The sequence below is a fragment of the Corynebacterium guaraldiae genome (assembly GCF_053480195.1).
The window spans coordinates 26,221-50,977 of sequence record NZ_JBRBAU010000007.1 but is presented as its reverse complement, the minus strand read 5'-3'; the positions used below and the strand labels follow the sequence as shown (position 1 = coordinate 50,977).

The window sequence follows — 24,757 nt, the reverse complement described above, 5'->3', positions numbered from 1 at the left end:
CATGCAGATCCTCACAACTAAATCCGAACTCCGTGCCTTCCGCGCGGCAACGTCCGGCTCCGTGGGCTTGGTACCCACGATGGGCGCGCTTCACGACGGCCACGCTTCCCTCATTCGCCGCGCCCGCGAAGACAACGACACCGTGGTGTGCTCGGTCTTTGTCAACCCCCTCCAGTTCACGGACCTGGGCGATTGCGAAGACTACCGCGCCTACCCGCGCACCCTCGACGCGGATGCCGCGCTGCTGGACTCGTTGGGAGTCGATGCGGTCTTCGCCCCCAGCGTGGAGGAAATGTACCCGGGCGGTACCCCGCGGGTGTGGGTGCGCACGGGTGAGATGGGCTCGGTCTTGGAAGGTGCCTCGCGCCCCGGCCACTTCGATGGCGTGGCCACCGTGGTGAGCAAGCTGTTTCACCTTGTCACACCAGACCGCGCTTATTTTGGGCAAAAGGATGCGCAGCAAGTAGCCATCATCCGCCGCCTGGTGGCGGACCTCGACCTGCCGCTGGACATCATCAGCGTGCCCATCGTGCGCGCAACGGACGGCGTGGCCGAGTCCAGCCGCAATGCACGCCTCAGTGCCGCCGAGCGTGAGCAGGCGGTCGCCCTATCCCAGGCGCTCTTCGCGCTGCAGGATGGCGCCTCGCTCAAAGAAGCCGAGGCCCAGCTCGCCACCTCCCCCGGCGTGACGGTGGATTACCTCACCGTGGTGGACCCCGCCACGCTCGAGCCCGTAGATACACAACACCGGCCCGCCTTGGCGCTGGTTGCAGCGCAGGTGGGGCCGGTGCGACTCATCGATAACTTGGTGCTGGAAGCTTAGCCCTTCAGCAGGTGGGCTACGGCCTCGCGCTCCTCACGCAGCTCCTGCACGGAGGCCTCGATGCGCTCCTTCTGGAAGTCACTAAGCTCCAGGCCTTGGACGATTTCCCACTTTCCGTCGCGGGAGACGGTGGGGAAACCTGCGACGAGCCCCTCGTCCACGCCATAGGAACCATCCGAAACGATGGCGGCGGTGCGCCAATCCTCGGTGCCATGGATCCAATCGTGCATGTGATCCACCGCGGCGGATGCTGCGGAGGCTGCCGAGGAGCGGCCACGCACGGCGATGATCTCGGCGCCGCGCTTGGCCACCTTCGGAATCATCTCCTCCTTGTACCAGGTCTCATCTACCTCGGCGTTGGAGTAGGTCAGGTCCGGGAACTGGGAGGCGGAGTGGTTGCCCCAAACGGCAACCTTGGTCAGCTCCGCGGTGGGCACGCCCGTCTTGAGGGACACCTGGCTCAGCGTGCGGTTGTGGTCCAGACGCATGAGCGCGCTGAACTGGCTCGGGTCCAGGTCCGGAGCACTGTTCGCGGCGATATAGGCGTTGGTGTTGGCCGGGTTACCCACGACGAGGACGCGAACGTCGCGTGCGGCGACGGCGTTCAGCGCCTTGCCCTGCACAGTGAAGATAGCGCCGTTAGCCTCCAACAGGTCAGCGCGCTCCATACCCTTGGTGCGCGGGCGGGAGCCCACGAGGAAAGCGGCCTTGGTGTCCTTGAAGGCCACCTCCGGATCATCGGTGACGGTAATGCCGCGAAGGAGCGGGAAGGCGGAGTCATTAAGTTCCATGGCCACGCCCTCAGCGGCACCAACGGCGTCCGGGATTTCCAGCAATGCGAGTTCAACTGGAGTGTCCTTGCCATAGACATCGCCGGCAGCGATGCGCCACAGCAGGGAGTACGCGATGTTGCCGGCGGCGCCGGTCACGGTGATCTTGACGGGTTGAGAAGCAGTCATGTGTGAATCCTTTCGGCTGGGTACTCACTTCCCCACCCTAGTCCCGTTTTTCGCCCCCATGGGGTGTGATTTTACCCCCGAAAGATGCGAGTTCTTTGCACTTGAACTCCATGGCCGTCTTTTTTCGGCATAGTGGACAACTGTACGCATATTCATCGACTAGACGGGACTTTCCATGAGCACTGAGACTGCAACGGTCGACTCCGGCTCTGTTGAGCACGTGATCGATGTTGCGATAGCGCAGTTTTCTGAGCACGGTTATGCCGATACCAAGCTCGAAACCGTGTCGAAGCTGTCTGGAATGTCCAAGCGCATGATCCATTACTACTTCGGGGATAAAAAGGGCCTCTACCAGCAGGCATTGGCTGCAGCTGCCCAGCGGCTCAACCCTCCGGAGGGCAGCTTGGAAATCAATTCCGCGGTCCCGGTAGAGGGCGTGCGCACTTTGGTGGACTGGATGTTCCGCCAGCACGTGGACAACCCGGAGGCCATCCGGATGCTGACGATGGAGTCCTCTCACAGTGTGCTGGAGTCCTCGCACGCGCTTGTCGACGTTTCAGCGATCTCCCTCCACCTCGACAGGCTGCTTATGCTGGGCCAAGATTCCGGCGCCTTCCGCCCGGGCATTTCTGCGAACGATATCTTCACTCTGATTTCGGCGCTGACGATGTACCGGGTGACAAATCACGCGATGATGAGCAATCTGCTCGACATCGATATGCACACCCACAACAACACCGAGGGTCTGCACCGCATGGCCGTCGATGCCGTGCTGGCCTTCCTCACGGCGAACATCCCCGACATTGGCTTTGAGTCCTACCTCAAGCAGAACGAGACCGAGCTGGAAGCCGAATCCGCGCCCTTGGACGTCTACTCCACCGAGGACGAAGGCGACGTGTCCCGGGACCTCTACGAGTAGAACCCTCTTCCCAGCACCGGGCGAGCAATAAAACCACAGTAAAGGAACCATTTACCCGCCGGCCCGTGCATAATCCCAGGTCACGATCTCGCGCCATAGCTAAATGGTCCCACTCATCTGGTTCCTTTGCCCCCCAGCACGAAGATGGCATCTGACAGACGGCGTTTTTAGGCCTGAAAACGCCTTTTAGACAGCGCAAGAGGCATCTTCAGCCGTGAAGATGCCTTTTATAAGATGCCGTTTAGGCGGATTCCTTCGCCTCATCCGAGTACACGAACTCCGGCTCGCCGCCGTCAGTCACGCAGTCCTGCGTGATGTGGACGCTGGCAATGTCCTCGCGGTCCGGAAGGTCATACATGATGGGAACGAGCAGCTCCTCCATGATGGCGCGTAGGCCGCGGGCACCGGTCTTGCGCTCGAGTGCTAGCTCGGCAATTGCCTCCAGCGCCGCATCCTCGAAGTGCAGCTCCGCACCATCCATACTGAACAGGCGCTGGTACTGCTTGACCAGGGAGTTCTTCGGTTCCACCAATACCTTAACCAGCGATTCGCGGTCCAGGTTGTCCACCGTGGCAACCACCGGAAGGCGGCCGATGAATTCCGGGATGAGGCCGAACTTCACCAGGTCCTCTGGGCGCACCTGGGAGAAGAAGTCGACGGACTCCTTCTCGTCCTTGCTCTCCAGCTTGGCGCCGAATCCCACGCCCTTCTTGCCCACGCGCTCCGAAATCACCTTGTCCAAGCCCGCGAAAGCACCGGCCACGATGAAGAGGATGTTCGTCGTATCCAGCTGGATGAACTCCTGATTCGGGTGCTTGCGCCCGCCCTGTGGCGGGATGGCCGCCACGGTTCCCTCGAGGATCTTCAACAGCGCTTGCTGCACGCCCTCACCGGACACATCGCGGGTAATCGAGGGGTTCTCCGACTTGCGGGAGATCTTGTCCACCTCATCGACGTAGATGATGCCGTGCTGCGCGCGCTCCACATCAAAGTCCGCAGCCTGCAGCAGCTTGAGCAGGATGTTCTCAACATCCTCGCCCACGTAACCGGCCTCGGTCAGGCTCGTGGCATCCGCGATGGCAAAGGGGACGTCGAGCAAACGCGCCAGGGTCTGCGCCAGGTAGGTCTTGCCGGAGCCCGTCGGGCCCAGCATCAGGATGTTGGATTTGGCAATCTCCACCTCTTCATCCTGAGTCTTCTTCCGACGGCCCTCCAGGCCGGCGGCTTCCTCAGCCTTGATGCGCTTGTAGTGGTTGTACACAGCCACCGACAACACACGCTTGGCCTGGTCTTGGCCGATGACATACTTATCCAGAAAAGCCGAAATCTCCGAAGGACGCGGAAGGCGCATTTCCTTCTCTTCGTCCGCCTCAGCCTGAGCCGCGCCGAGCTCCTCTTCGATGATTTCGTTGCAGAGCTCGATGCACTCGTCACAGATGTAGACGCCGCCGCCGGCGATAAGCTTCTTCACCTGCTTCTGACTCTTTCCACAGAAGGAACACTTGAGCAGGTCAGCGCTTTCTTGCATACGTGCCATGAAGGCCTTTCAACTCTTTTCTCTGGGGTTGGGTGGAGCGATTTTACCGCAGTCCATTCCACTCTAGTAAACCACCCAGACCCGAGCGCTATTCCTCGCGCGGCGGCGCGCCACTGAATTTAAAACGGCAGTTAATGGACATAGACAGAGCGGTTCACTAACTTACATCGAAACCTCTCCATCAGCAGAAAGACTTTCATGGACATCCGCGAACTCATCGACCGCTCCCCCATGGGCGCGCGCCAGTGGCTCATCATCGCCATCGCCCTCTTCCTCAACACTCTCGACGGCTACGACATGGTGGCCATGGCCTTCGGCGCCGGACCTGTCAGCGAAGAGTTCGCCTTGTCCAATTCCTCCCTAGGCTGGCTCCTCTCCGCCGCGCTTATCGGTATCGGCCTCGGTTCCTTCTTCCTTGCCCCGCTAGCTGACCGCCTCGGGCGCACCACACTGATTACCGTCTCACTCATCATCGACCTCGTCGGCCTCGTTCTCACCGCCCTCGCGCCAACGTTTAGCCTTCTCCTCTTCTTCCGCCTCATCACCGGCATTGGCGTCGGCGGCGTCCTCGTCTGCGTCACCGTCCTCGTCAGCGAGTATTCCAACCTGCGCTTCCGCGGACTGGCCGTCGCCATTTATGCCTCCGGCTACGGCCTTGGTGCATCCTTCTGCGGTGTTATCGCATCAACCTTCGATAGCTGGCAACCCATCTTCTGGGTCGGCGCAACGCTCACCGTCGTGGCCCTTATCCTCACGGTTGCTGTCGTCCCCGAGTCCGCCGACTTCCTCGCCGCCCGCGGCCGCATGGACGCCGTGCGCACCATCACCGCCAAGCTCGGCCTCAAGAGCGAGGTCAGCGTCCGCCCCCGCACCACCCACAAGGCGTCCTACAAGGACCTCATCTCCCCACAGTTCCTGCGCACCTCCATCAAGCTCTGGCTGGCATTCAGCTTCATCATGTTTGCTTACAACTTCACCTCACAGTGGACCCCGAAGCTACTTACCGCCGAGGGCCTGACTGCTCAACAAGGCATCATCGGCGGCATCATGCTCTCCTTCGGCGGGGCTATCGGCGCCATCCTCTTCGGCCTATTCACCACGCGCATCGACGCCCGCCCGCTGCTCATCGCCTTCTGTCTTGTCTCCTCCGTCGTCCTCGTCGGCTTCATCAACTCCACCGCCGTGCCCCCCTCATGTTCGCCCTCGGTGTCGGCGTAGGCCTTAGCCTCAACGCCTGCATTTCCGGCCTCTATACCGTCACCCCGGAGGTCTACCCTTCCGCACTGCGCACCACGGGAACGGGCGCCGCCATCGGCATCGCCCGCGTCGGCGCCACCCTCGCGCCTATCCTGGCCGGCTACCTCCTCGAAACAGGCTGGACCCCGACGGGCCTCTACACCCTCGCTGGTGTTACCGCGGTGCTGGCCGCGCTCTCCCTCATCGGCGTGCGTGCCTACACGGCGACCACAAAGCACAGCACGCCACAACCGGTAGCGGCCTAGGCTGGGGCTCAGAGCCACCCTCAACCGCTAAGGAGCTTCACATGTTCGATCTTCAGGACCAGGTTGCCATCGTCACCGGCGGTGCCGCCGGCATCGGCCGCGGTATCGTCAGTGCCCTGCGCGAGGCCGGCGCGACCGTCATCATCGCTGACCTCAACGAAGAAGCCGCACACAAAACCGCCGAAGAACTCGGCGCGGACGCCCTGCTTGTCGACGTCACCTCGCGCGACTCCGTCCGCACCCTTTATGGGGACGTCGTCAAGCGCTATGGCCGCATCGACATTGTCTGTTCCAACGCCGGTGTCTTCCCCAACTGCCCGCTCGAGGACATGAGCGACGAGCAGTGGGACACCATGTTCGCCATCAACACGCACGGTACCTTCACCGTGGTGCAGGAGGCGCTGCCTTACATGAAGAAGGCGGGCTACGGGCGCATCGTCATCACGACGTCTATCACCGGCTCGCACACCGGTTACCCAGGCTGGGCGCACTACGGCGCTTCGAAGGCCGCGCAGCAGGGCTTCATGCGCTCCGCCGCCCTGGAAGTGGCGCGCGATGGCATCACCATCAATGGAGTTCTACCAGGCAACATCCTCACCGAGGGTTTGGAGGGCCAGGGTCAGGAGTACCTCGACCAGATGGCGCGCTCCATTCCCATGCACCGTTTAGGGTCCCCGCGCGATATCGGCAATGCCGCGGCCTTCCTCACCTCCCGCGAGGCAGGCTACATCACCGGCCAGACCCTCATTATCGACGGCGGCCAGATCCTCCCCGAGTCCCCCGAGGCCATCCTGCCGCCCTACGAAGCCTAGGCATGACCGAAGCCCCGCTATCTACTAGACAGCGGGGCTTTAAGCTTGCTCACTTAGGCGTTGAGCTTGCGGTAATCAAAGACGGTATCGATGAGACCGTATTCGACGGCTTCCTGCGCGGTGAGGATCTTGTCGCGGTCGGTATCGATGCGCACCTGCTCTGCGGTGCGGCCGGTGTGCTCGGCCAGGGTCTCTTCCATGAGGCGGCGCATGCGCTCGATCTCGTTGGCCTCGATCTCAAGGTCAGAGACCTGGCCCTGCGTGCCCTGCGTGCGCGGCTGGTGAATCAGCACGCGAGAGTTCGGCAGAGCGGCGCGCTTACCCGGGGCGCCAGCGGCCAACAAGACGGCTGCTGCGGACGCGGCTTGGCCCAAGCAGACGGTTTGCACGTCCGGGCGAACGTAGCGCATGGTGTCGTAGATAGCCATCAGCGCGGTGAAGGAGCCACCCGGGGAGTTGATGTACATCGTAATGTCGCGATCCGGATCCTGGGATTCCAGGACCAGCAGCTGCGCCATGATGTCGTTGGCGGAGGTGTCATCGACCTGGGTGCCCAGGAAGATGATGCGCTCTTCAAAGAGCTTGGAATACGGGTTGGTGGTCTTCGATCCCTGTGCGTTCTGCTCAATGAACTCCGGCAGAACGTAGCGGGAAGAAGGCATCTGAAGGTTCGACATAGTGATAAAGCTCCTTGTTCCCTAGTTGGTGATAGGACCGTTGACGGACTCGATGACGTGGTCGACGATGCCGTATTCCTTGGCCTGCTGGGCGGTAAACCAGCGGTCGCGGTCCGAATCCTTGGTGATTTGCTCGAAGGTCTGGCCAGTGTGCTCAGCGATGAGCTCAGCCATCTCACGCTTGGTCTGCGCGAACTGCTCAGCCTGGATGGCGATATCTGCAGCGGTACCACCCACACCAGCGGAAGGCTGGTGCATCATGATGCGGGCGTGCGGCAGCGCGTAGCGCTTGCCCTTGGTGCCACCAGACAGGAGGAACTGGCCCATCGAAGCAGCCAGGCCCATGCCATAGGTAGCCACATCGCACGGCGAGTACTTCATCGTGTCGTAGATTGCCATGCCCGCGGTAACGGAGCCACCCGGCGAGTTGATATAAAGCGAAATATCGCGCGTGGGGTCCTCTGCAGACAGCAGGAGGATCTGGGCGCACAGTTTGTTGGCAATCTCATCATCCACCTGGGTTCCCAGGAAGATAATGCGCTCGCGCAGCAGGCGCTCATACACGCTATCGCTCAGATTCATACCCGTAGACGACGAGTTCATTGAAATCTTCTCAGACATGAATGGTTCTCCTTCAAGTGAAGAATGCTTTAACTGGCCCCACCTTACCGGCATTCCTCTCAAACTTGGCCTCTGTTCGCTATGAGCGTTGGGGCGCAGCGCCAAAGGCGCATACGGAAGCTGGGTTAACATTTACTCATGTCTGTTTCCGAGCTGTCCACCAGTACCCAGAACTATTTGAAAGCTATCTGGGGGCTAAAGGAATGGTCATCCGAGCCCGTTACCGCCACACTTATAGCGAAACAGCTGGGACTCAAGCTCTCCTCGGTCTCCGATGCAGTGCGCAAAATGTCGAAGCAAGGGCTCGTGTCACACACGCCCTATGGCTCTGTGGAGTTAACCGAACTTGGCAGGCAGTACGCATTGGTCATGGTGCGCCGCCACCGATTGCTTGAGTCTTTTTTGGTTCAAGCATTGGATTATACGTGGGACGAGGTCCATGATGAAGCCGAAAATCTCGAACACGCGGTGTCCGACATGCTCATAGAACGTGTGGATAAGGTCCTTGATTACCCCACTAGGGATCCACACGGCGATCCTATCCCTACGGTTGATGGACAGATCACAATCCCCAGTGCGCACCGTCTCACCGACAGCGGTGCACAATCGCAGGTGACCGTGGAACGCATTTCTGATTCCGACCCACAACTGCTGGCCTTCCTCAAAGAGCAAGGCATCGTCACTGGGGCTGTTCTTAGCACGCGCGAAGGAACGCCCTTTTCAGAATCGCTCGAAGTACAGGTAGCCGGCAGTACTCAGTGGGTAGTACTTGGACGCCCAGCTACCGACGCAGTGTTTGTAGCACACCACAGCCTTTAGACCTTCCCCTTTGTATTAATCCTGCCCTCACCTGCCCTTTTCAAAACTACGTTAGACCGTAGTTGCAACTACGGCATTGCGTAGTTAGTCTTTTCGAATATCACCTATCCCACTTATGGCTAAGGCCAGGATGAGCAGGATTGCCATGTCAGACTCACCAGATTTGGTGTACTTTTCCAGCGTTTCAGAAAACACAAAAAGATTCGTTGAACGCTTAGATAGACCCGCGGTGCGCATTCCACTGCGCCCCAAGAAAACCGGGATGATCCAGGTTTCACACCCGTACGTACTCATCGTTCCCACCTACGGTGGAGGCTCGCTCAAACGCGCAGTCCCCAAACAGGTCATCGACTTCCTCAATGACCCAATCAACCGCTCCTTTATCCGGGGCGTTATTACCTCAGGGAATACCAACTTCGGAAGTGCTTACTGCGTCGCCGGACGCATCATTTCCGCCAAGTGCCACGTACCGGAGCTGTATCACTTCGAGCTTCTCGGCACACAGAAGGACATCGCCGCCGTAAAGCAGGGCCTTCAGAAGTTTTGGGAGCAGCAAAAGCAGCTAACGATGACACCCCATTAATCCCCCGCAAGATGAAGAACCCATCCGCATCACACAGATTGGAAGACACAATGTGGCCTCTCGATGCCACCCCCACACAACCTCATGGCACTACGCTCCGCACCGCTTCAGCAAACAATGCCGGCGGTGTCGGCAAGCGCAAGAGCTACCACGCACTCAACGCGCAGCTGAACTTGTTCGACGCTTCTGGAAAAATCCAGTTTGACAAGGACATTCAGGCAGCACAAGACTATGTCACGCACCATGTCGCTCCCCGCATGCATCAGTTCGATTCCACCAAGCAACGCTTGGAATGGTTGGTTGATAACGAGTACTACGAGCGGGATTTCCTTGAGCTTTATGATGACGCCTTTCTGTGCGCCATGTATGACAGAGCTCATCGAGCTAAGCACCAGTTCCGCACCTTCCTCGGCGCATTTAAGTTCTTTACTTCATATGCACTGAAAACCTTTGATGGCTCCCGATTCCTAGAAGGCTACGAAGAACGCGTCGCCACCACAGCTTTATACCTTGCACAGGGCGACGAAGAGCTCGCAGAAAAGCTGGTGGATGACATCATGACAGGACGATTCCAGCCCGCCACCCCTACTTTTCTCAACGCAGGCAAAGCCCAGCGCGGCGAAATGGTCTCCTGCTTCCTCCTGCGAATCGAAGACAATTTGGAGAGCATTGGTCGCAGCGTGAACTCTGCACTGCAACTATCAAAGCGCGGTGGTGGAGTGGCCTTGTTACTGAGCAACCTGCGCGAATCCGGAGCCCCGATCAAAAAGATAGAGAACCAGGCTTCCGGCGTAGTCCCAGTCATGAAGATTCTCGAAGATAGCTTCAGCTATGCCAACCAATTGGGCGCCCGGCAGGGCGCTGGAGCCGTCTACCTGCATGCGCACCATCCAGATATTCTTCGCTTCCTGGATACCAAGCGGGAAAATGCCGATGAGAAAGTCCGCATCAAGACTCTTTCGCTGGGGGTTGTTATTCCAGATATAACCTTCCGGCTGGCCAAAGAGAACAAAGATATGCATCTTTTTAGCCCGTATGACATCACTCGCGAGTACGGCGTAGCCATGTCTGACATGTCCATCACCGAGTACTACGACGAGTTGGTTGCCAATCCGCGAATTTCTCACACGACCATTAAGGCCCGCGAGTTTTTCACCACGCTGGCTGAGCTTCAGTTTGAATCCGGATACCCCTACATCCTCTTTGAGGATACGGTCAACCGCGCTAATCCCCTCAAAGGACATATCAATATGTCCAACCTGTGTAGTGAAATCCTCCAGGTCAACACGCCATCGACCTACGGAGCTTCGGGTGACTACACCACCGTTGGCCAGGATATTTCCTGCAATCTAGGTTCGCTCAACATTGCGAAGGCTTTTGAATCACCGGACTTTGGGGAGACCGTCGAAACCGCAGTGCGTGCCCTCACGAAGGTTTCAGACCTGACGAACATCGAAGCTGTTCCTTCCATCGCTCACGGAAATGCTTCCATGCATGCCATTGGTCTGGGCCAAATGAATCTCCACGGCTTCCTTGCTTCACAGCGTATTCCTTATGGCTGCGCCGAGGCACTGGACTTTACAAATATTTATTTCCTCACGGTGACCTACCATGCGCTCCGCGCATCCCATGCACTCGCGGTTGAAAAAGGTCAACGATTCACAGGCTTCGAAGAATCCACCTATGCCACTGGCGCCTACTTTGACAAATACATCGACCAAGACTGGGCGCCAGCCACTGAACACGTAAAACAGCTCTTCCACGAAGCAGGCGTACAGATCCCCCAACGCGAGGATTGGCTACGGCTCAAGAATCAAGTGATGCAAGATGGCATCTACAACGCCTACTTGCAGGCAGTTCCACCCACTGGATCAATTTCCTACATCAATGACTCCACCGCGTCCATCCACCCGATTGCCTCCAAGATTGAAATACGCAAGGAAGGCCGCTTGGGGCGCGTGTACTACCCCGCACCGGAAATGACCAACGACAACCTGGAGTATTTCGATGACTCCTACGCCGTGGGATACGAAAAAATCATCGACACCTACGCCATGGCCACCCAACACGTGGACCAAGGGCTTTCCCTGACCTTGTTCTTCACCGCTGATACCACCACGCGGGACATCAACAAGGCACAGATCTATGCCTGGAAAGCCGGAATCAAGACCCTCTACTACATCCGTTTACGCCAATCCGCGCTCCAAGGAACCGAGGTCGAAGGCTGCGTCTCCTGTGCTTTGTAGAAGCACGGTCCTCCCCTTGTCCACAACCATCCACTCAGAAAGAAAGAAGCTATGTCTTCAACATCGAACAGTGCTGAACTAACCAGCATTTCAGTTACACCGCCGAGCTACCGGCATGATCCTTCAGCCCGCATCCGCGCCATCAATTGGAACCGGGTGAGCGATGACAAGGATCTTGAAGTGTGGAACCGTCTCACCGCTAACTTTTGGTTGCCAGAGAAGGTCCCGCTTTCTAATGATCTCCCGGCATGGCAGAGGATGACACCCGAGGAACGCAACCTCACCATGCGGGTGTTCACGGGACTCACCACCCTGGATACTGTCCAGGCCACCGTGGGTGAAATCTGTCAGATTCAAGATGCCCGCACCGAACACGAGGAGGCCGTGTATACCAACATCGCCTTCATGCAGTCAGTCCATGCCCGTTCTTACTCTTCAGTGTTTTCTACCCTGAGCAGTACAAAGGAAATTGATGAAGCATACCGCTGGGCGGTGAATAATGACCTTCTCCAGGCACGCGCCAAGAAAGTGCTCGCGCACTATTTTGGGCCGGATCCACTCAAACGCAAGGTGTCATCGACGCTGCTTTCCTCGCTGCTTCTCTACGCGGGTTTCTATCTTCCCTTGCACTTTTCTGTCCACGCCACCCTGACAAATACGGCAGACATGATTCGCCTCATTCTGCGTGACAAGGCAGTGCACGGCTACTACTCGGGTTACAAGTATCAGCGCGGTCTGGAATCCACGACCCCGCTACGGCAGAAGGAAATGCATGATTTCACCATTTCTTTGCTCGAAGAGCTTTATGCACTAGAGCTGGACTATTCCGGCGAGCTATATGAGCCTTTGGGACTCATGGATGACGTAGCCGTGTTCGTTCGCTATAACGCCAACAAGGCACTCATGAATTTGGGCTACCCGGATTATTTCCCGCCCGAAGAAACGGAAGTGAACCCAGAAATCCTCGCCGCCCTAGCCCCCGGAGCAGATGAGAACCATGACTTCTTCTCTGGATCTGGTTCCTCCTATGTCATTGGTACTGCTGAAGAAACGAGTGATGATGACTGGGATTTCTAAACCTTTTCCGCGACCGGACCAAGGAAGCTGGCTTGAGACCATCGCGCTGTTTGAAGCCATCCGCGAAGGAAACCAACCCGCAGCCATGCGGCTTTTGAATACATCCGCCGCACGAGAGGCCGTCCTCGGGGGGCTTCTAGGGCTCATCGAGCTGTACTTCCGCCATGAAGAAGGAGACAAAGTAGATGGCTTCCTCACTGCCGCCCACGCTGCCGGCCCACCACCGGCCTTTGGCTGCAAGCCCTTTCTCCCATGACCACGTCTCCCTACACCCAACTAAGAAAGAAGGTTTACCATGACCACCCCACGTATCAGCGTTATCGTCGGCAGCCTGCGGCGAGGGTCATTTACACGCAAGATTGCACACGAGGTGCTCACGATGATCCCTGAAGACTACGAGGCAAACATCGTGGAAATCCGTGACTTGCCGCTCTATGACTTCGACTACGATGACCCCGCCGTCACGGACAAGCCCACTCCGGCTGAGTACACCACTTTTCGCGAGTCCATCAAGAACTCGAGCGGGATCCTCTTCATTACGCCAGAGAACAACCGCACTATCCCCGCCTGCCTCAAAAACGCAGTGGACATCGGCTCTAAACCCAACTCAGATGTGGCGTGGAAGCACCTTCCCGCAGGTATCATTAGCCACTCTGTAGGCCGCATGGGCGGCTACAGTTCACAGAAGAACCTTCGCCTCGCCCTGTCCTACTTCGATATGCCGCTTCCGGGTCAGCCCGAAGTATTTCTGGGTCAATCCCCCACCCTTTTCGAAGAGTCCGGACATCTCAATGAACGCACCGCAGACTTTGTCAAGGATTACGTTATGCGCTTCCTGCAGCTAACCGACAAGGCCTTTAGAGCCACGAACGGCTAGCGGTATCCCCAGCCAACACCCATCACGCCCTCTACGAAGTACTCAAAGACTCCTAGAGGGCGTTCACAATGACACAAACCCCGGATTCAGGCTCATCCTTGAGTTACCTGAATCCGGGGTTTCACGCGCGCTCGCCACCACACATGTGGCAGCGGCGCATTACAAGCGGGAGATTACTTCTCCTCGGAAGCTTCAGCCTCGTCCTCATCGATCTCACCGAAGTACTGGTCAACATCAACCTTGTTGCCAGCCTCGTCGGTGACCTCTGCACGGCAGATAGCCATAGCCAGGGCCTTGCCGCGGCGCACGTCAGAGAACAGGTTGCCCAGCTGGTTGCTGGACTGCAGCTGCTGGATGAACTGGTTCGGGTCCATGCCGTAGGACTGCGCGGTGAACAGGATGTGGTCGGTCAGCTCCTGCTGGGACACCTCCGGCTCCTCAACCTCAGCGAGTGCGTCCAGGAAGAGCTGGGTGCGCACGGATTCCTCAGCGGACTTGCGCGCATCAGCGTCGAACTCTTCGCGGGTGGTGCCCTGCGCCTCAAGCAGCTGAGCCAGAGCCTTCTCGTCGTGAGCCAGCTGACCCATGACCTGGTGCAGCTGAGCGTGGACCTGCTCGTCCACCACGGAGGCGGGGAGCTCAAAGTCAACGTCGGCAAGCGCGGCCTTGAGGACCTCATCGCGGATGGCGGCAGCCTGCTCGGACTTCTTGGACTCCTCGACGCGGGTCTTGGTGTCCTCGCGCAGCTCGTCAATGGTGTCGAACTCGGAGGCCATCTGTGCGAACTCGTCGTCGAGATCCGGCAGCTTGCGCTCCTTGGTCTGCTGGACGTGGACCTTCACGGTGGCCTCGTCGCCCTCGTGCTCACCGGACTGGATGGTGGTGGTGAACTCGTTGTCCTCGTCGGTCTTCATGCCGCGCAGAGCGGTGTCGAGGCCCTTGATCAGGTTGTCGTCGCCGATGCGGTAGGTCATGCCCTCGTGGGAAGCCTCGTCCAGCTTGGTGCCGTCAACCTCGGTGGTGATGTCGATGATGGCGTAGTCACCGGTCTTCATCTTGCGCTTGGTGTCCTTGAGCTCACCGAAGCGGGAAGCCAGGTCCTCGAGCGCCTTGTCGACGTCCTCTTCGGAAGTCTCCAGCGCCGGCACCTTAACGGAAATCTTGGAGAAGTCCGGCACCTCGAACTCGGGGCGGATATCTACCTCAGCGGTGAACTCGACGAAGTCGTTGTCCTCCAGCTTGGCAATGTCGATCTCCGGCTGACCAATAACCTTGAGATCGTTTTCGGTAACGGCCTGCTCGTAGCGGGACGGCAGCATGTCGTTGACTACCTGCTCGAGGATGGGGCCACGACCAAAGCGGGCGTCGATAAGCTGGCGCGGAGCCTTGCCCTTACGGAAGCCCGGGATGGAAACCTGCTGCGCGATCGCCGCGTAGGCCTGAGCGATTTCCTTGTCCAGCTCAGCGAACGGAACGTTGACGGTGAGCTTGACGCGGGTATCGCTCAGCTTGTCTACGGTGGTCTTCACGAGAAACTCTCCTGATTGTGATCGTCTAAAAATGTAATGAAGGGGCCTGGATGCGTGTCCAGGCCCCCATACGTCGGGGCGACAGGATTTGAACCTGCGACCCCCTGCTCCCAAAGCAGGTGCGCTACCAAGCTGCGCCACGCCCCGTATGGAAAGCCTCTGCGCCCGGAAGCTCCGAACGCAGCTGCGCTTCATACTGGGGCTAGTGTACCGATAGCCGCTTGACTATCCCAACACCGGCCCCATTTTATGTTCATTTATGCATGTCAAAGGATGTTTCACCGCTTAGAAGTCGAAGTCGAAATCAAACATTCCGCCATCGCCTCCGTCGCCACCAAAGAGGCCATCGAAGAAGCCACCATCGTCGCCTCCCCCGGCATCGCCAGAGCCCATATCACCGGCTCCGTCCAGGGCACCGCCGTCCATGCCTTCAGCGCCGCCGAGGTCTCCACCCCAGTCGCCGCTTTCAGCCGCCGCGGCGGAGTAGCCGACGCCGGACATGCCCGCGAACATGGCGTTGAACATCATGGAGTAACCCACCATCCACACGCCGGTGGTCAACGCATCAGCCCACCACGGGCGCGAGTACCAACCGGCCGGGACCGGGCGCCCAGCCACGACACCGCCCGGGTAGTAGTTCGGGGTTTGTGCAGATGCGCTTGGCGACGCCGTCAGCGTCTCCCCGTTTGCTTCCACCGTGCGGGTTTCCGTGACCTTGCCGGCCTGGCGCTGGCCCTCCAGCGGCGGGAGTTCGGGGCCTGGGTCCATGCCCATAATCTCGCGCGCGGCCGCCACATAGTACAGCCCCTCCAGCGCGGACTCCCGCGCGAGGTGCGCTTGCTTGGCGGTGGTGGCGCGGGAAATCGCCGAGTTGGCGGCGGTAAAACGCTCGGAGGCATCCGCCATGGCCTGCTGGGAGGCAGTATCCGTGCCGCTCAAGTTCATCACCTGACCACCGAGACGCTCAGTCCAGCGGCGCGCATCCGCCATCGCATCCTCGAAACGCTGGGATTCTCGCAGCTCTTGCTGCTTCTTCCCGTTGCGCGAGGACAGGAACCATGCGCCGCCACCGACGACGAGGATAAGGAGCAATAACGAGCTCACGAAAGCACCACTTTCATCTCAGAGTTGAATTGCGTGTCGAACTATGTGTTGTTTTGTTTGTACGCCTACCCAAACTAACGCGCTTTACCCCGCTTAAGTTCCCATTTTCCTTTCAGCGCCCGCGTGCGCTAAAGTAGTCGGCACGCCGATTCAACGGCTTTCAACGTTGAGACTTTCAAAGTCAAGACCTTGAAAGTTGAAGATTGCCGGTTGTGGGAATGTCGTATAGTGGCTAATACCTCAGCCTTCCAAGCTGAAGACGCGGGTTCGATTCCCGTCATTCCCTCCAAGGAAAAGCCGCGCTAACCACCTAATTTAGGTCGTTGGTGCGGTTTTAATCGTTTTCTGCACGGATGAACAAGCTCTGCGTAGAGTGGGCCGCATGACTGTACCTAATATCAAATTGCACGATGGAAACTCCATCCCGCAGCTCGGCTTCGGCGTCTTCAAGGTTGACCCCGACAAGACCGAAGAGCTGGTCCTCGAGGCCCTCAAGGTGGGCTACCGCCACATCGATACCGCTGCCATCTACGGCAACGAGGAAGGCGTGGGCCGCGCGATTGCCAAGTCCGGCATCCCGCGCGAGGAGCTGTTCATCACCACGAAGCTGTGGAATGACCGCCAAACCGACGCAGCCGCAGCCCTCGATGAATCTTTGGAGAAACTGGGGCTCGACTACGTTGGCCTCTACCTCATCCACTGGCCCTGCCCGGACAACGGCCACTACGTCGAGGCGTGGAAGCAGCTCATCGAACTGAAGAAGGCCGGCAAGGCAAAGTCCATTGGTGTCTCCAACTTCGAACTGGAGCACCTTGACCAGCTGGAAACCCAGACTGATGAAACCCCCGTGGTCAACCAGGTAGAGCTGCACCCCTACCTGCAGCGCTGGCGCGAGCTCGATGCCTTCCGTTCCCACAAGGTGCAGATTGAGGCTTGGGGCCCACTGGGCCAGGGCAAAACCGATCTCTTTGAGCAGCCGGAAATCACCGAGCCCGCCGAGAAATACGGCGTCTCCCCCGCTCAGGTGATCATCCGCTGGCACCTACAAAATGGCGTCATCGTGTTCCCGAAGTCCGAAAACCCGGAGCGCATCGCGCAGAACTTCGATGTATTTGGCTTTGAGCTTGATGAATCCGAGATGGCCGCCATCACCGATCTCGACCTTGGGGAAGAGGGCCGCGGCGGCACTCACCCCAAGGACATGAACTAAGCCTCCGGAAGCTCCGGCGGAATGTTGGTGCGCTCGTACTCGGCAAGAATGTCGATGCGGCGCTGGTGGCGCTCGGCACGGGACCATTCCTGATCCAGGAAGGCATCCACGATGGCGAGTGCCTCCTCCTCGGAGTGCATGCGGCCGCCGATGCCGATGAGCTGGGCGTTGTTGTGCTCGCGGGCCAGGCGTGCGGTCTCCGGCGACCACGCCAGGGCGCAGCGCGCGCCCTTCACCTTGTTAGCGGCGATCTGCTCGCCGTTGCCGGAACCTCCCAGCACGATGCCGAGCGAACCCGGATCGTTGACGGTCCGCAGCGCGGCCTCAATGCAAAATGCCGGGTAGTCATCCTCGGCGTCGTACTCATGGGCACCGCAATCAATGACGTCGTGGCCCTGCTTCTTCAGGTGTTCGGCAATGACGTTCTTCGTCTCGAACCCTGCGTGGTCTGCTCCTAAATAAACGCGCATGGCCCACATCCTACCGGTCGGCGAACACGCCCGCCGACCCGTTTTAGCAATAATTCAAAATTGATATGGTGGGGCACGTCTACTCCCAAGGAAGGACCCCACTATGTCCATGACCGCACGCGTCTGCTTCCTTTACGTCGGCGCAATCCTTGTCGGCGCAGGTTTATTCGCCGCCGGTTTCTTCACCGACAACGTCTTCATTCTGCCACTTCTCTTGGACGCAGTGATGACGCTGGCCCACCTCGGCGTGGGCCTGTGGTGGCTCCTACATAAGCCACGCACCGCCGGCGGAATCACCGCCGGCGTCCTCGCGCTACTTGCAGGTGCGTCGTGGGCCACGTGGCTAGCCGCAGCCTGGGAGGAATACCAGGCGCAGAGCTATCTGCCCATCATTAACATCGCGGGACTTCCCGCTATCGTACTCACCCCTATCGTCCTGGTCTGCGTCATCGTGGCGGCAATGCGCAACCGCACGCGTTAAACCTGGGGATCCTCGGTGCGGGAGCGCTTGAGCTCGAAGAAGTAGGGGAACTGGGCGAGGCGCACGGAGGCGTCGAAAAGCTCGCCGGCTTCCTCGCCGGTGGGAACGCGCGTGATGACTGGGCCGAAGAAGGCGGTATCGCCGAACTTCACCACTGGGGTACCGACCTCGTCGCCAACTTCGGAGATGCCCCGGTTGTGGAACTCGGTGAGCTTGTCATCCATCTCTTCGGTGTTGGCCACGGAGGCGAAGGTGGCGGGGAGGGAGGCGTCGTCAAGCGCCTGCTTGATGATGTCGTCGTAGGCGCCGTACCCCTTCTTGCCGCCCTGGCCCTCCGTGTGGATGCGGGTGCCCATCGCGGTGTAGAAGGCATCGACCTTGTCCGGGGCCTCCACGGCAATCTTGGCCGCCACGCGGGCAGGACCCCAGTTGGCTTCCATCATCTTCATGTACTCCGGATCCAGGTCGCGGCCCTTGTTGAGCACGGACAGGGACATCGGCTCAAAAGTCACCTCGATATCGCGGACCTTCTCCACCTCCTTAATCCAGCGCGAGGTCAGCCACGCGAAGGGGCATGAGCAGTCGAACCAGAACGTCACTTGTTGAGCCACGGTAAATCTCCTTTGTTTCTGTGGTCTTTGGCACCCCACCCTAGGCGTGTGACTACGCTGGTGCAGAGACTTAAGGTACCGAGAAAGAGGAGATACAGTACATGACCTCGATTAACCTCACCCGCGAGGAAGCCCAGCAGCGTTCCGACATGGTGGAGGTAAGCCACTACGACGTCGCCCTCGACCTCACCGGGGAAGAGTTCTTCACCTCCACCACGGTGGTGAAATTCCGGGTGAAGGAAGCTGGTTCGACGTTTATTGACCTGCGCGGTGACGAGCTTCTCGAGGTCCGCCTCAATGGTGCGCCGTTGCCCACCAGCGCTTATGACCCGACGTACGGGATCCCGCTATCGGGTTTGCAGGTGGCGGAGTATGAGCTGAAGGTCGTGGCGAAGATTCGTTACTCCCGCACCGGCGAGGGCCTGCACCGCTTTATCGACCCGGTGGATGGTGAGGCTTACCTCTACACCCAGTTCGAGACTGCCGACGCCAAGCGTGTCTTCGCCTGCTTTGACCAGCCGGATCTGAAGGCAACCTATTCATTGGCCTTCGAGGTCCCAGAGCACTGGACGGTGATTACGAACTCCCCTATCACGCGTTCGGGCAATACCGTGCGCGCGGCGGTGGATTACCCGCTGTCGACCTACTTGATTGCGCTGTGCGCGGGCCCGTACGTTGGTGTGACGGATACGTGGACCGGAACGTTGGCGGAGCACCCGGAGGGCTCGCCGGCACAAACCGTTGAGGTGCCGCTGGGGATTTACTGCCGCCCCTCGCTGCTGGATTCGCTCGACGCGGAGCGCCTCTTCACCGAGACTAAGCAGGGCTTTGATTTCTATCACCGCAACTTCGGCTTTGCCTACCCCTTTGGCAAGTATGACCAGATTTTCGTACCGGAATTCAACGCCGGTGCGATGGAGAACGCCGGATGCGTAACAATTCGGGACGAGTACGTCTTTACGTCCCAGGCCTCGCACTACAAATACGAACGCCGCGCGGATACCATCCTCCACGAGCTGGCCCACATGTGGTTCGGTGATTTGGTGACCATGCAGTGGTGGGATGATTTGTGGCTCAACGAATCCTTCGCTACCTGGTCCGCGGCGATCTCCCAGGCGGAGGAAACTCAATACGACACCGCGTGGGTGACCTTCGCCAATGTGGAAAAGGCCTGGGCTTACCAGCAGGATCAGCTGCCCACCACGCACCCCATTTCCACGGATGCCTCCGATATTGAGACCGTGGAACAGAATTTCGACGGCATTACCTACGCCAAGGGTGCGTCGGTGCTCAAGCAGCTGCAGGCCTATGTGGGCCGCGAGAACTTCTTCGCCGGCGTGCGCCGCCATTTCCAGGAACACCAGTGGTCGAATGCCACCTTCGGGGATCTGCTGCGCCACTTGGAGGAGGCCTCAGGGCGTGACCTGTCCTTCTGGGCACAGCAGTGGCTCAAGACCACGGGCGTAAACACGCTGGGCGTGGCGTTGGGTACGGACGAGTCCGGCATCATCACGCAGGCCTACCTCACCCAGCGTGGTGATACCCTGCGCACGCACCGCGTCGCTGTCGGCGTCTATGCCTTGCAGGGTGAGAAGGTGGTGCGCACCGAGCGCATCGAGATGGATATCGACGGCGCCTCCACTGAGATTCCGGAGCTTGTGGGCCGCGCGCTTTCCGACGTCCCCTTCGTCCTTCCCAACGACGATGACCTGACCTACTGCCTCATCGATCTGGATGCGGGTTCTTTGCAGTTCCTGCTGGAGAATGTTGACAAATTCGAGGACCCCATGGCCCGCACCCTGTGCTGGTCCACCGCGTGGGAGATGACCCGTGCAGGTACCATGCGCGCCCGCGATTTCGTCGCGCTCGTCGCCCGCGGTGCGGCGGCGGAGACTGAGCTCGCCGTGCTCGAGCGCATCCTCGCCCAGGCCGCTTTGGCCCAGTCCACCTATGCCGACCCGGAGTGGGCGAAGGAGGACACGCAGCTTGCCGACGCCCTCCTGGCCGGCGCCCGCTCCGACGACGCCGAGCGCTCCATCGTCTTCACCCAGGCGCTGGCCGGCATCAAGCTTCACGACGCCTCCCGCACCTTCTTCCAGGACCTTCTTGAGACCTCCTCGGATGCGGGCCTGCGCTGGAAGGCGCTCACCGCGCTCATTGCTGATGGCTCGCTTGCCGACGTCACCGGCCCCGAGGCCGCCGGCGCCGCCATGACGGCGGTGGCTGAGGAACTCAAGCGCGATAACACCGCGACGGGCTACCAGGCCTCGCTTAAGGCGTTGGCTGCGGTTAATACCGAGGACAACAAGCGCGCGGTGTGGGACGAGATTGTCGCCGGTGAACTGGGCAACCGCGACTTGGAATCCAAGCTAGCGGGCCTGGCGTTCGTAGGCTCCGACGAGCTCCTGCCGAGCGCTGAGTTCTTTGACGTGGCGGAAAAGATCTGGTCCGCGCAATCCAACGAGATTGCCCTGACCACGGTAACCGGGTTGTTCCCGCGCTGGGATGTCAGCCAGGAGACCCTCGACCGCGCCGACGAGTTCCTCTCCCGCGACTTGGCCGGCGGCTTGCGCCGCGCAGTCACCGAGCAGCGCGACCGCCTCGCCCGCGCTCTGCGCAACCGCGCCGTCGACCGCGGCTAGTCCCCAGAGCATACGCATCAAGCCCCTCACCTGAGGGGCTTGTGCTCCAGTTCCTCCTCCCCCTGTCCGCAGCCACCGTTCACCCAGCCAATCCCTGTCCGCCGCCACCGTTCACCCAGCCAATCCCGTCCCCTACCCTTTGTCAGCATTAGCCACGCCTGTGGCCAACCTTCCTCCCGTTACCCGTGACGCACCCCTCTATCCAGGAATTTTCTTCCTCCGGTTGCGGGGTTGCTGGTGCTGTTTTAGTCTCTGTGGCCATGGGGGATATCGAAACCTACCTCCGCCTTCGCAACTCGGGGATTACGCTGGTGGAGCATGCACCTGGCACACCCGATGAGCTCCGCGCGCTCGGCGCCGATGCCTCTGATGCCACCGAGCTTTCACAGCTGCATCAGGTTTACTTCGGTCCCACCCGCTTTAGCGGCAAACAACGCAAAGCCCGCCACGCAGCACTCGCCCAGAAACACAGCCTCGGCACCCTCACACTGATTGAAACCTACACCGCACGCGTGAAAAAGACCCTGGATGCCTGGAACCTCCGCGCAAAACTCGCCGCCACACCCGCACACCGCATCCCCACTGTGGCCGCCGCACGGCTTAAAGAACTGCGTGCTAAAAGAACCGCCAAACCAGGCGTACGCATCACCTACCGGGAGCAAGGCCCCAACACCCTTTCCATTACTGACGATGCCACCACGATTGCCAACATGCGCGCCGTCTTAGAATCCACCAACAACACCGACCTACTTCAAGCCGCCAACGACATCTTCTTCAACCAAGCAAGCGGTACAAAGCCGGCCGTGCGCACCCAAGTCATCATCACCCTGAATGAGCTCGACCAAATCATTAACGGCGACGGGGACGAAATCCAGCTCAACCTGACTAACGGCGCACGCATGACAGGTGCTGAATTCCTCACCCACAAGTTTGCCGAAATAGGCTACGCCACCATCGTCCACCCCATTGACGGGCCCATCAACACCTGGCGGCTAGAACGGGGAGCAAACCTCAACCAGCGTCTTAGCCTGCACGCGGAATTCCACACCTGCTCAAGACCAGGCTGCAACAAACCAGCCGATTACTGCCAAGTCCACCACCTCATCCCCTGGCAAGCAGGTGGCTTTACCAACATTAAAAACCTGACGTTTTTGTGTGCCTACCACAACGGTATTAACGATGATGACCCTTCAAGGCCTACCGGCCGCGGCTACATGTACCGACTCAACACCGGAGTCAGCTTCATCCCACCCTGGGGTGCCCCGATAACCGCAATGCCGGAATACCAAGAAGCACTAGCCAGACTCAACACCGAAAAAGCAGGACAGCCACCAGAGGAACCACCCGACAGCAGTTAACCTCAGCCACCACGCACAGCAACGACTGAAAGGAAACGGCTTACCACCTGCACCAATACCGCCACCCGCCAACCGAGGGAAGGTTAGCGGGCACATCGGCGATCCTTCAGACACCACCACCCACAAACCACAACAAGGCACGCGGGGATCCCTGACCACGGCTAATGCGCCACAACATGCAGCGGGGTGTACCGGGACTCTTAAGCCCTTAAAGAACTAAACCCGCTAACTGTTAGAAGGGGGACGGGAAACTAGGAGATCCCAGACCACAGTTCACATGCCGCAAGATACAGCGGGAGCAGCGGGCCCTTTAGCTCTTAAAGAACGAGACCCACCAACCCGATGGTGGTTGGCGGGTTTCCTGGAGTACACGTTCGTATTCCCGGCGGGGAAAACTTATGGCGCTGCCCTCGCTGGTGTCTAGTCGAGGGTCGGCGTGGGATCCTCGCCGATGACGACCTCCACCGTGACGGCATCAGGGCGCAGGGTCTCTTCCAGCTGAGCGGCTACGACGCCGCCCTCTGCCTTGATGGTTCTCGTAATGCGTAGGACCGGTTGGTTCCGACCTACTCCAAGGGCTTTCTGCTCCTCCGTGCGCGCGGTGGCGGCCACGAGGGAGTCCCGCTTAAACACGGGTGCCAGGTCAAGCTCCGTCAACAGCTCGGTCAGCGGCTTCTGGACGTCCTCTTCCGTGAGGTCCGAGGCCAAGGCCTGCGGGATAAAAAGGGTGGAGGCCATGATGGGCGAGCCCTCGGTCAACTGCACCGCGCGGCATTCCCACACGGAATCGCCTTCCTCAATCCCGAAGGAGGAAGCGAGATGCCCAGGCACCTCAATCAGCGTCAGCGACAACACCCGCACCTCCACATCGAGGCCATGCTCACGCAGCTGGTCAAGCGCGCTTCGCCCGCTCGTCAGGCTCAGCGTCGGCGGGGTGGCACGCACGAAGGTGCCACCGGTGCGCCCGCGCTTGCGGTCAATGAGACCTTCGATCTGGACGATGTCCAGCGCGTGGCGCACCGTCATGCGCGCCACCTTGTATTCCTGGACTAACTCCCGCTCCGTGGGAAAGCGGTCACCCGGCTTCAGTTCGCCGGATTCAATCTTGCTCCGCAGCGAATCCGCGATCACCAAATAGGCGGGGCGGCGACGTTGAGAGGTGGACACGCCTCATCACTGTACCGTGCGCTGCGTTTTTCGCATCTTGAGAGAAAATGCGGCTCCTACTTGCGCTGATTCAACTCAATGCGCGGGCGTACGCGAATCTCCGTAAGCTGCGTCGTCGGGCCAGCATCAACGGTGGCGCGGATGGCCTTCGCCACCTCCACAGGAGCGATGACATGCTCTGGGTTGTAATCCTGCAGGCCCTGCAGCATCGGGGTATCCGTCGGGCCCGGCGCGACGGTGGACACGCGGATGCCGAGTTCGCCGAGGCGGAGGCCGTCGGCAAGCGCGTACAACGCATGCTTCGTGGCGGCGTAAATGACGTTGTCACCATAGGAGTGAATGCCGGCACCGGAGTTAATGAACACCGCAAGCCCCTCCTCCGCGCGCAGCGCGGGCAGAAGCAGGCGGGTCAGCTCGGCTGGCACGTGAACGTTGAGGTCCATCTGCGCGCGCCAATCCTCCGGCCGAGCGCTTTCCACCGAGCGCTTATCCGCCCGAGCCGCCGCATGCACGAGCACGTCCACGCGCTCCAGTTCAGAAAGCTCGGTGGGAAGCGCCGCACCATCAAGTAGCGACAGCAGGTCGATGCCCACCGGCACGATGTTCTCCGCCTCCGGCAGCTCCCCGGCGCGCCGCCCCAGGGCATACACGCGGTGGTCCCGGGCAAGGTCCTTGATGATCTCCGCGCCCATTCCACCCGTCGCACCAGTTACAACGGCAGTTTTCACCATGG

Annotated in this window: 25 protein-coding genes and 2 tRNA genes; 16 read left to right on the top strand and 11 right to left on the bottom strand. The window is 59.7% G+C overall.

Annotated features, from left to right (window positions below):
- Position 1 precedes the first annotated feature (1 nt).
- Entirely contained in the window at positions 2 to 823 is an 822-nt protein-coding gene (gene panC, locus ACUY3D_RS06920) for a pantoate--beta-alanine ligase (protein ID WP_239248863.1), read from the top strand.
- Here the strand turns inward: panC and ACUY3D_RS06915 are convergent.
- Positions 820 to 1,782 (bottom strand): malate dehydrogenase, encoded by a 963-nt coding sequence (locus ACUY3D_RS06915; protein ID WP_070530427.1) that lies wholly within the window; start codon positions 1,780 to 1,782, stop codon positions 820 to 822. The two genes, panC and ACUY3D_RS06915, sit on opposite strands and share 4 nt — an antisense overlap.
- 175 nt (positions 1,783 to 1,957) lie before the next feature.
- Here ACUY3D_RS06915 and ACUY3D_RS06910 point away from each other — a divergent pair, with 175 nt between their 5' ends.
- On the top strand, positions 1,958 to 2,701 hold the full coding sequence (locus ACUY3D_RS06910; protein WP_070519465.1) for a TetR/AcrR family transcriptional regulator: 744 nt from the start codon (positions 1,958 to 1,960) through the stop codon (positions 2,699 to 2,701).
- 241 nt (positions 2,702 to 2,942) lie between these two features.
- Here ACUY3D_RS06910 and clpX read toward each other — a convergent pair whose 3' ends face one another.
- Entirely contained in the window at positions 2,943 to 4,238 is a 1,296-nt protein-coding gene (clpX, locus tag ACUY3D_RS06905; RefSeq protein WP_070624520.1) for an ATP-dependent Clp protease ATP-binding subunit ClpX, read from the bottom strand.
- 198 nt (positions 4,239 to 4,436) lie between these two features.
- Here clpX and ACUY3D_RS06900 point away from each other — a divergent pair, with 198 nt between their 5' ends.
- The 3 genes from ACUY3D_RS06900 to fabG are packed head-to-tail and all read left to right on the top strand — an operon-like array spanning position 4,437 to position 6,552.
- On the top strand, positions 4,437 to 5,456 hold the full coding sequence (locus ACUY3D_RS06900; protein WP_448240685.1) for an MFS transporter: 1,020 nt from the start codon (positions 4,437 to 4,439) through the stop codon (positions 5,454 to 5,456).
- Positions 5,432 to 5,740, top strand: coding sequence for an MFS transporter (locus ACUY3D_RS06895; RefSeq protein ID WP_246819475.1), 309 nt, complete (start codon positions 5,432 to 5,434; stop codon positions 5,738 to 5,740). The genes ACUY3D_RS06900 and ACUY3D_RS06895 overlap by 25 nt, the downstream gene beginning before the upstream one ends.
- 41 nt (positions 5,741 to 5,781) lie before the next feature.
- Positions 5,782 to 6,552: a 3-oxoacyl-ACP reductase FabG gene (gene fabG, locus ACUY3D_RS06890; RefSeq protein ID WP_070565114.1), complete on the top strand. Its 771-nt coding sequence runs from the start codon at positions 5,782 to 5,784 to the stop codon at positions 6,550 to 6,552.
- Between the two features lie 53 nt (positions 6,553 to 6,605).
- Here the strand turns inward: fabG and ACUY3D_RS06885 are convergent, their stop codons facing one another.
- Positions 6,606 to 7,229: an ATP-dependent Clp protease proteolytic subunit gene (locus tag ACUY3D_RS06885; protein ID WP_070447792.1), complete on the bottom strand. Its 624-nt coding sequence runs from the start codon at positions 7,227 to 7,229 to the stop codon at positions 6,606 to 6,608.
- 21 nt (positions 7,230 to 7,250) lie between these two features.
- Entirely contained in the window at positions 7,251 to 7,850 is a 600-nt protein-coding gene (locus tag ACUY3D_RS06880; protein ID WP_010190917.1) for an ATP-dependent Clp protease proteolytic subunit, read from the bottom strand.
- Positions 7,851 to 7,988: 138 nt separating this feature from the next.
- On the opposite strand from ACUY3D_RS06880, the gene ACUY3D_RS06875 reads away from it, so the two are divergent.
- The 6 genes from ACUY3D_RS06875 (at position 7,989) to ACUY3D_RS06850 (ending at position 13,452) form a co-directional block, all read left to right on the top strand.
- A complete protein-coding gene (locus ACUY3D_RS06875; protein ID WP_448240682.1) occupies positions 7,989 to 8,669 on the top strand; it encodes a metal-dependent transcriptional regulator in 681 nt (226 codons plus the stop codon).
- Positions 8,670 to 8,784: 115 nt separating this feature from the next.
- Complete coding sequence (gene nrdI, locus ACUY3D_RS06870; protein WP_005324049.1) at positions 8,785 to 9,252, top strand: class Ib ribonucleoside-diphosphate reductase assembly flavoprotein NrdI; 468 nt, start codon at positions 8,785 to 8,787, stop codon at positions 9,250 to 9,252.
- A gap of 50 nt (positions 9,253 to 9,302) precedes the next feature.
- Positions 9,303 to 11,498: a class 1b ribonucleoside-diphosphate reductase subunit alpha gene (gene nrdE, locus ACUY3D_RS06865; RefSeq protein WP_143334656.1), complete on the top strand. Its 2,196-nt coding sequence runs from the start codon at positions 9,303 to 9,305 to the stop codon at positions 11,496 to 11,498.
- Positions 11,499 to 11,549: 51 nt separating this feature from the next.
- On the top strand, positions 11,550 to 12,575 hold the full coding sequence (gene nrdF, locus ACUY3D_RS06860; protein ID WP_012715216.1) for a class 1b ribonucleoside-diphosphate reductase subunit beta: 1,026 nt from the start codon (positions 11,550 to 11,552) through the stop codon (positions 12,573 to 12,575).
- Positions 12,559 to 12,831, top strand: coding sequence for a hypothetical protein (locus tag ACUY3D_RS06855; RefSeq protein ID WP_034655492.1), 273 nt, complete (start codon positions 12,559 to 12,561; stop codon positions 12,829 to 12,831). The genes nrdF and ACUY3D_RS06855 overlap by 17 nt, the downstream gene beginning before the upstream one ends.
- Before the next feature lie 39 nt (positions 12,832 to 12,870).
- Complete coding sequence (locus ACUY3D_RS06850) at positions 12,871 to 13,452, top strand: NADPH-dependent FMN reductase (protein WP_101735461.1); 582 nt, start codon at positions 12,871 to 12,873, stop codon at positions 13,450 to 13,452.
- Between the two features lie 173 nt (positions 13,453 to 13,625).
- On the opposite strand, the gene tig is transcribed toward ACUY3D_RS06850, so the two are convergent.
- The 3 genes from tig to ACUY3D_RS06835 all read right to left on the bottom strand — a co-directional run bounded on the left by tig (position 13,626) and on the right by ACUY3D_RS06835 (position 16,085).
- Positions 13,626 to 14,981: a trigger factor gene (tig, locus tag ACUY3D_RS06845; protein WP_070524649.1), complete on the bottom strand. Its 1,356-nt coding sequence runs from the start codon at positions 14,979 to 14,981 to the stop codon at positions 13,626 to 13,628.
- A gap of 73 nt (positions 14,982 to 15,054) precedes the next feature.
- Positions 15,055 to 15,128, bottom strand: a tRNA-Pro gene (locus ACUY3D_RS06840).
- Between the two features lie 138 nt (positions 15,129 to 15,266).
- Positions 15,267 to 16,085 carry a DUF1542 domain-containing protein gene (locus ACUY3D_RS06835; protein ID WP_339016843.1) on the bottom strand — a complete coding sequence of 273 codons (819 nt, stop codon included), beginning with the start codon at positions 16,083 to 16,085 and terminating at the stop codon, positions 15,267 to 15,269.
- Between the two features lie 214 nt (positions 16,086 to 16,299).
- Here ACUY3D_RS06835 and ACUY3D_RS06830 point away from each other — a divergent pair.
- Together ACUY3D_RS06830 and ACUY3D_RS06825 are read left to right on the top strand one after the other, a co-directional pair.
- Positions 16,300 to 16,374, top strand: a tRNA-Gly gene (locus tag ACUY3D_RS06830).
- A gap of 93 nt (positions 16,375 to 16,467) precedes the next feature.
- Positions 16,468 to 17,295 carry an aldo/keto reductase gene (locus ACUY3D_RS06825; RefSeq protein WP_448240678.1) on the top strand — a complete coding sequence of 276 codons (828 nt, stop codon included), beginning with the start codon at positions 16,468 to 16,470 and terminating at the stop codon, positions 17,293 to 17,295.
- On the opposite strand, the gene ACUY3D_RS06820 is transcribed toward ACUY3D_RS06825, so the two are convergent.
- Complete coding sequence (locus ACUY3D_RS06820) at positions 17,292 to 17,765, bottom strand: ribose-5-phosphate isomerase (protein WP_010191143.1); 474 nt, start codon at positions 17,763 to 17,765, stop codon at positions 17,292 to 17,294. The genes ACUY3D_RS06825 and ACUY3D_RS06820 overlap by 4 nt on opposite strands.
- A gap of 103 nt (positions 17,766 to 17,868) precedes the next feature.
- On the opposite strand from ACUY3D_RS06820, the gene ACUY3D_RS06815 reads away from it, so the two are divergent.
- Complete coding sequence (locus ACUY3D_RS06815) at positions 17,869 to 18,246, top strand: hypothetical protein (RefSeq protein WP_180952016.1); 378 nt, start codon at positions 17,869 to 17,871, stop codon at positions 18,244 to 18,246.
- On the opposite strand, the gene ACUY3D_RS06810 is transcribed toward ACUY3D_RS06815, so the two are convergent.
- The gene (locus ACUY3D_RS06810; protein ID WP_448240676.1) at positions 18,243 to 18,857 is read right to left on the bottom strand and encodes a mycothiol-dependent nitroreductase Rv2466c family protein; all 615 of its coding nucleotides are present in this window, start codon (positions 18,855 to 18,857) and stop codon (positions 18,243 to 18,245) included. The two genes, ACUY3D_RS06815 and ACUY3D_RS06810, sit on opposite strands and share 4 nt — an antisense overlap.
- 101 nt (positions 18,858 to 18,958) lie before the next feature.
- Between ACUY3D_RS06810 and pepN the strand changes: the two genes are divergently transcribed.
- Positions 18,959 to 21,499: an aminopeptidase N gene (pepN, locus tag ACUY3D_RS06805; RefSeq protein ID WP_448240674.1), complete on the top strand. Its 2,541-nt coding sequence runs from the start codon at positions 18,959 to 18,961 to the stop codon at positions 21,497 to 21,499.
- A gap of 260 nt (positions 21,500 to 21,759) precedes the next feature.
- Complete coding sequence (locus ACUY3D_RS06800; protein WP_448240672.1) at positions 21,760 to 22,857, top strand: HNH endonuclease signature motif containing protein; 1,098 nt, start codon at positions 21,760 to 21,762, stop codon at positions 22,855 to 22,857.
- 420 nt (positions 22,858 to 23,277) lie between these two features.
- On the opposite strand, the gene ACUY3D_RS06795 is transcribed toward ACUY3D_RS06800, so the two are convergent.
- Together ACUY3D_RS06795 and ACUY3D_RS06790 are read right to left on the bottom strand one after the other, a co-directional pair.
- Positions 23,278 to 24,024, bottom strand: a complete 747-nt coding sequence (locus tag ACUY3D_RS06795; RefSeq protein ID WP_448240670.1) for a GntR family transcriptional regulator — start codon at positions 24,022 to 24,024, stop codon at positions 23,278 to 23,280.
- A 56-nt stretch (positions 24,025 to 24,080) separates the two neighbouring features.
- The gene (locus tag ACUY3D_RS06790; RefSeq protein WP_448240668.1) at positions 24,081 to 24,755 is read right to left on the bottom strand and encodes an SDR family oxidoreductase; all 675 of its coding nucleotides are present in this window, start codon (positions 24,753 to 24,755) and stop codon (positions 24,081 to 24,083) included.
- Positions 24,756 to 24,757: the final 2 nt, after the last annotated feature.